We start from the raw sequence: 5108 nt of genomic DNA, 5'->3' as shown, positions 1-5108 counted from the left end.
GGCTGGCGGCGGCCAGCAGCCGCGTCTTGGCCTGGCTCGCCACCTCGAGCTGCTGGTTCTTGCTGGCCAGCTCGGCGGTGGCATGGGCGATGCGGCTCTCGAGCAGCGCGCGGCTTTCCGAAAGCGCGGCGGCTGCTTCGTTGAAGCCGTGCTGCAGCCGCCGCACCTCGGCCGTGCCCTCGACCGCCACCTGCACTTCCTCGCCGGCGCCCAGCCGGTCCACCGCCTCGCCCAGCGCCCGGATCGGTGCGCTGATGCGGCGCGCCGCCCACCAGCCGGCCAGCCCTACGCCCACCAGGCTGGCCGCCAGCACCAGCACCACGTTGAGCCAGACCGAGCGCTTGGCGCGCTCCACCGCATCGAGGCTGATCTCCACCATCACCTTGCCGGCGTGCCTGCCGTCGTCGGCCACGATCGGCGCCACGACCTGCAGGCCCTCGCCGCGCTCGCGGTCCTGGGTCTCGGAATTGGCCAGGATCTCGCCGTCCTCCGACCAGATCTGCACCTGCTGCACGTGCGGCTGGTAGCTGCCGGACTGGGCGGTGCGCTGCAGCGAGCGGCGGTCCATGCGCTGCAGCTGCGACTGGGCCACGGTGGCCACCTGCAGCGCCACGGTCTGGGCGTTGGCGCGCATCAGCTCCGTCACGTTCGTGAGGTGCTGGCGCGTCAGCACCGCGATGGCGCCCAGCGTGGCCACGGTTGCGGGCAGCAGCGCCAGCAGCACCAGCTGCTGCGCCAGCGTGAGGCGCACCAGCAGGCGTAGGGCGCGGAACGGCCAGTTCATCGCAGGATCAGCCGCGCGTCGGCGCTGCGTCGGTGCTTCGACTGAAATGGCTGGAGTACATGTCCAGAGGAAAAAGTCACGGAATCTGCCAAAGTTGGTTTCTAATTGTGTTCTCGAGAGAACAGCTTTGACCAGCCCGTTGCCGGAGCCCCAGCCCAACGTGGTCCTCAAGAAGATGCAGGCCCCTGTCCACGCCGTCTCCCCCGTTCTGGCTGCCCGGCACCCCGCCGAGCGTTTGCGCATGATGGCACGGCGCCTGTCGGCGCTCGCGTGGCGCTGCATCCTCGCTGCCTTGCTGGGCCTGCCGCTCGCCGCCCCGATGCACAGCGTAGCCGCTGCAGACGAGGCCCCGCTGCGCTTCGGCATCCTGCCGTTGGGCGGCGCCTTCGAATCCCGAAACGACTGGGATCCGATCCTGGCGGACCTGAGCCGCGCCGTCGGCCGGCCGGTGAGCGTGCTCTCGGTCAACTCCTACGAGGCGCTCGAGCAGGCCATCCAGCGCGACCAGGTCGACATGGCCTTCCTCTCCGGCAAGATGGCCCTCGATGCCGTCACGCAGAGACGCATGAACGTCGTCGCGCAGGTCACGCGCCACGACGGCCTGCCGGGCTACCGCGCCCTGCTGCTCACGCGCAAGACCGGGCCGCGCACCACGCTCAAGGGCCTGCTGGCCGAGCCCGAGCGCTGGCGCCTGGCGCGCGGCGAGAGCCGCTCGGTCTCTGGCTTCATCGTGCCGCAGCTGCAGCTCTTCCTGCCCAACCACATCGTGATGGAGACACGCTTCGCAAGCGAGGTGGTGGGCACGCACCAGGCCACCGCCCTGGCCGTGGCCAACGGCGAGGCCGACGTGGCGACCAACAACACCGCCGACTTCGAGCGCTTCCGGCTCCAGTTCCCGGCCGAGGCCGAGCGGCTCCAGGTGATCTGGGAATCGGAGCTGATCCCGCATGCGCAGATCGTGGTGCGGCGCGACTACAGTCCCGCGTTCCAGAAGAAAGTGCAGGCCTTCCTGGTCGACTACGCGCGCGGCAAGGGCCAGCGCGGCGATGCCGAGCGCGCCGTGCTCAAGTCGCTGCACGACCTCGCGGGCTTCGTGCCGGCCGACAACACCTCGCTGCTGCCGGCCGCCAAGCTGGCCTATCAGCTGGCACGCCAGAGCGCGATGACCTCGCAATGGGTCAACGAGGCTGCGCGGCAGGCACGGCTGCAGCGCATCGAGAGCGGCTATGCCGATCAGCTGGCGGCCTTGCGCGGCAGTGCCCCCTGAAGCGGGCGCGCGGCGGCGCTTCCTGGCAGCGGCGGCGCTGCTCGCCCTGCCCGCGGCTGCATCCTTCGCGCAGAGCGCACGCACCGAGGCGGCTGCTTCCCTTCGCTTCGGCGTGCTGCCGGTCGGCGGCGCGGTCGAATCGCGCGAGAGCTGGACGCCGCTGCTGGGCGACCTGAGCCGCGCGCTCGGCCGGCCGGTGAGCGTGCTGTCTGTGAGCTCCTACGAATCGCTGGACCAGGCGATCCGGCGCGGCGATGTGGACTTCGCCCTCTTGTCAGCCAAGCTGGCGCTCGACGCCGTCGCGCAGCAGCGCATGAAGGTGGTGGCGCAGGTCAAGCGGAGCGCCGGCGTGCCTGCGCATCGTGCAGTGCTGCTCACCCGCAAGGCCGACTCGCCCCGCACGCTGAAGGAGTTGCTGGACGCGCCCGAGCGATGGCGCCTCGCGCGCGGCGACAGCCGCTCGGTCTCGGGCTTCATCGTGCCGCAGCAGGAGCTCTTCCTTCCGCATGGCATCGCCATGGAGCGCTTCCGCAGCGAGCTGGTCGACACCCACCAGGGCACCGCGCTGGCAGTGGCCAACGGCGATGCCGACGTGGCCACCAACAACACCACCGACTTCGAGCGCTTCAGGCTGCAGTTCCCGGTCGAGGCGGCGCGGCTGCAGGTGATCTGGGAATCCGGCCCCACGCCGCCGGCCCTGTTCGTGGTGCGGCGCGACCAGCCCGCGACCCTGCAGAAACAGCTGCAGGATTTCCTCGTGAGCTACGGCCAGGCCCGCGGTGCGCGCGGCGATGCCGAGCGCGAGGTGCTGAAGCAGTTGCACGCGCCCCTGGGCTACCTGGCGCAGGACAACAGTGCGCTGCTGTCGACGGCCGCCCTGGACTATCAGCTGGCCCGCCAGCGCGCGCTCAACGCGAAGTGGGTCAGCCAGGAAGCGCGCGAGGCCCGGCTCGAGCGCATCGAGCGCAGCTACGCGCAGCTGGTGGCGGCGCTGCGTGGCGCGGCGCCCTGAGCGGCCGCAGCGGGGCGTCATCGTTGGCGCAGCAGCTTACCTAGGACGAAAGATTTCAAGCAGCCACGAGCCGCTTCGTTCGGCCACGCATTTGATCGCCAGAACCTGAAGCTTTCTGACGCGGCTGCCCACATCCGCGGAGGTGCACACCAGAATCCAGCCCGTCCAAAAACCAAGAAAGATCGACGTGGTGAATGTCAGGGGAGGTTTCGGGTCTGCGGCCCGGAAGAGCACGCGCGCTTGCGCGGGAAGGCACAAGACTTGGATGATCGCCCTGCCCGCCGTGCTGGCGGCGCTGGCGCATGCCCAGGCGGCGCCGCTGCCCGCGGCCCCCCATCCGTTCGTCGAGGAGCAGCGCCAGCAGGAGCGCGAGCGCGCCCTGCGCCGGCAGCAGGAGCGCGCTTTTCACGCACCCCCGCGGCCCGAGCCCCGGCCCGAAGACCGCCGGCTGCCCGAGGACGAGTCGTCGTGCCTTCGCATCCAGCGCGTCGTGCTGGACGGCGAGCGTGCCGAGGACTTCCAGTGGGCGCTGGCCGCGGCCGCTGGCGCGGATGGCAGCGACGATCCTCGCGGCCGCTGCCTCGGCTCCGAGGGCATCGACATCGTGATGGCGCGGCTGCAGCAGGCCGTGGTCGCGCGCGGCTACGTCACCACCCGCGTCCTCGCGTCAGCGCAGCAGCTGGGCCGGGGCACGCTGGCATTCACGCTGATACCCGGCCGCATCGCCGCCATCCGGTTCGCCGAGGGAGGCGAGGCGCTTGCCAGCCTTGCCGCCGCCATTCCCGCGGGTCGCGGCGAGCTGATCAACGTAGGCGACATCGAGCAGGGCCTGGAGAACCTCAAGCGCGTGCCCACCGCCGAGGCCGATATCCAGATCGAGCCTTCGACTGCCGCCGGCGTGCGGCCCGGCGACAGCGACCTGGTCGTCAAGTACGCGCAGCGCTTCCCGTTGCGCACCACCCTGAGCCTCGACGACAGCGGCACCCAGGCCACTGGCAAGACGCAGGCCGGTGCCACCTTTGCGTGGGACAACCCGCTGGGGCTCAACGATCTGCTCTACGTCAGCCTCAGCCACGACGCCTTCAACCACCCGGGGCAGGGCACCAGCGGCCAGACCGTGCACTACTCGCTGCCCTGGGGGTACTGGCTCGCGAGCGCCACCGCCTCGCAGGGCAGGTACCACCAGACCGTGCACGGCGCGGACCAGGCGTATGTCTATGCGGGCGAGTCGGCCAATGCGGAACTCAGGCTCTCGCGCCTGGTGTACCGCGACCAGCGCCGCAAGATCACGCTCGCCCTGCGCGGCTTCCGCCGCAGCGCGCACAACTTCCTGGAGGACACCGAGATTCCGGTGCAGCGGCGCGCCACCGCGGGCTGGGAGCTGGGCCTGGCGCACCGCGAGTTCATCGGCGAGGCCACGCTCGATGCCACCCTGGCGGGGCGGCGCGGCACCGGCGCCTTCGGTGCACTGCCTGCGCCCGAGGAGCAATTTGGTGACGGCACTTCGCGCTTCCGGATCGCCACCGCCGAGCTCGGCGTGAATGCGCCCTTCCAGCTGCGCGCGCAGAAGCTGCGCTACGCGGGCCTGTGGCGCGCGCAATGGAGCCCGAGCGCGCTCACCTCCCAGGATCGCTTCTCGATCGGCGGGCGCTACTCTGTGCGCGGCTTCGACGGCGAGTCGAGCCTCATGGGCGAGCGTGGCTGGCTGCTGCGCAACGACATCGGCTGGGCGCTGGGCGCGAGCGGCGCCGAGCTCTACCTCGGCATCGACCACGGGCAGGTCGGCGGGCCTTCCACGCGGCAACTGGAGGGTCGCCAGCTGAGCGGCGGCGTGATCGGACTGCGCGGCGCATGGAAGGGGCTGAGCTACGACTTCTTCGTCGGTGCGCCCATCGCGAAACCCGAGGGCTTCCGCACGGCTACGACCGCGGCGGGATTCAACCTGAACTACAGCTTCTGACGCGCAAGCAGGAAGAAAAAGAACATGAACAAGCATCTTCACCGCATCGTCTTCAACGCCGCGCGCGGCATGCGCATCGTCGTGC

4 protein-coding genes are annotated in these 5108 nt (G+C 70.5%); 3 read left to right on the top strand and 1 reads right to left on the bottom strand.

Annotated elements, in window-relative coordinates; all coding sequences use genetic code 11:
* The coding region (locus tag APY03_RS43640) for a HAMP domain-containing protein (RefSeq protein ID WP_232324236.1) at positions 1-784 on the bottom strand (784 nt) is incomplete at its 3' end.
* Between the two features lie 244 nt (positions 785-1028).
* Here APY03_RS43640 and phnD point away from each other — a divergent pair.
* The 3 genes from phnD (at position 1029) to APY03_RS11695 (ending at position 5023) form a co-directional block, all read left to right on the top strand.
* The gene (gene phnD, locus APY03_RS11705; protein ID WP_068676995.1) at positions 1029-2051 is read left to right on the top strand and encodes a phosphate/phosphite/phosphonate ABC transporter substrate-binding protein; all 1023 of its coding nucleotides are present in this window, start codon (positions 1029-1031) and stop codon (positions 2049-2051) included.
* Positions 2041-3063, top strand: a complete 1023-nt coding sequence (locus tag APY03_RS11700) for a phosphate/phosphite/phosphonate ABC transporter substrate-binding protein (RefSeq protein ID WP_269747372.1) — start codon at positions 2041-2043, stop codon at positions 3061-3063. The genes phnD and APY03_RS11700 overlap by 11 nt, the downstream gene beginning before the upstream one ends.
* A gap of 265 nt (positions 3064-3328) precedes the next feature.
* Entirely contained in the window at positions 3329-5023 is a 1695-nt protein-coding gene (locus APY03_RS11695) for a ShlB/FhaC/HecB family hemolysin secretion/activation protein (RefSeq protein ID WP_068676979.1), read from the top strand.
* Positions 5024-5108: the final 85 nt, after the last annotated feature.

Origin of the sequence: Variovorax sp. WDL1 (assembly GCF_001541225.1) — a bacterium.
GTDB lineage: Bacteria > Pseudomonadota > Gammaproteobacteria > Burkholderiales > Burkholderiaceae_C > Variovorax.
Note: the sequence above shows the minus strand (reverse complement) of the source record. Positions and strands in the feature narration are given on the sequence as shown.

Excerpts from the sequence above, each read along its gene's own strand:
- phnD (WP_068676995.1), top strand. The coding sequence starts at position 1,029 with ATGGCACGGCGCCTGTCGGCGCTCGCGTGGCGCTGCATCCTCGCTGCC.
- APY03_RS11695 (WP_068676979.1), top strand. The coding sequence starts at position 3,329 with ATGATCGCCCTGCCCGCCGTGCTGGCGGCGCTGGCGCATGCCCAGGCG.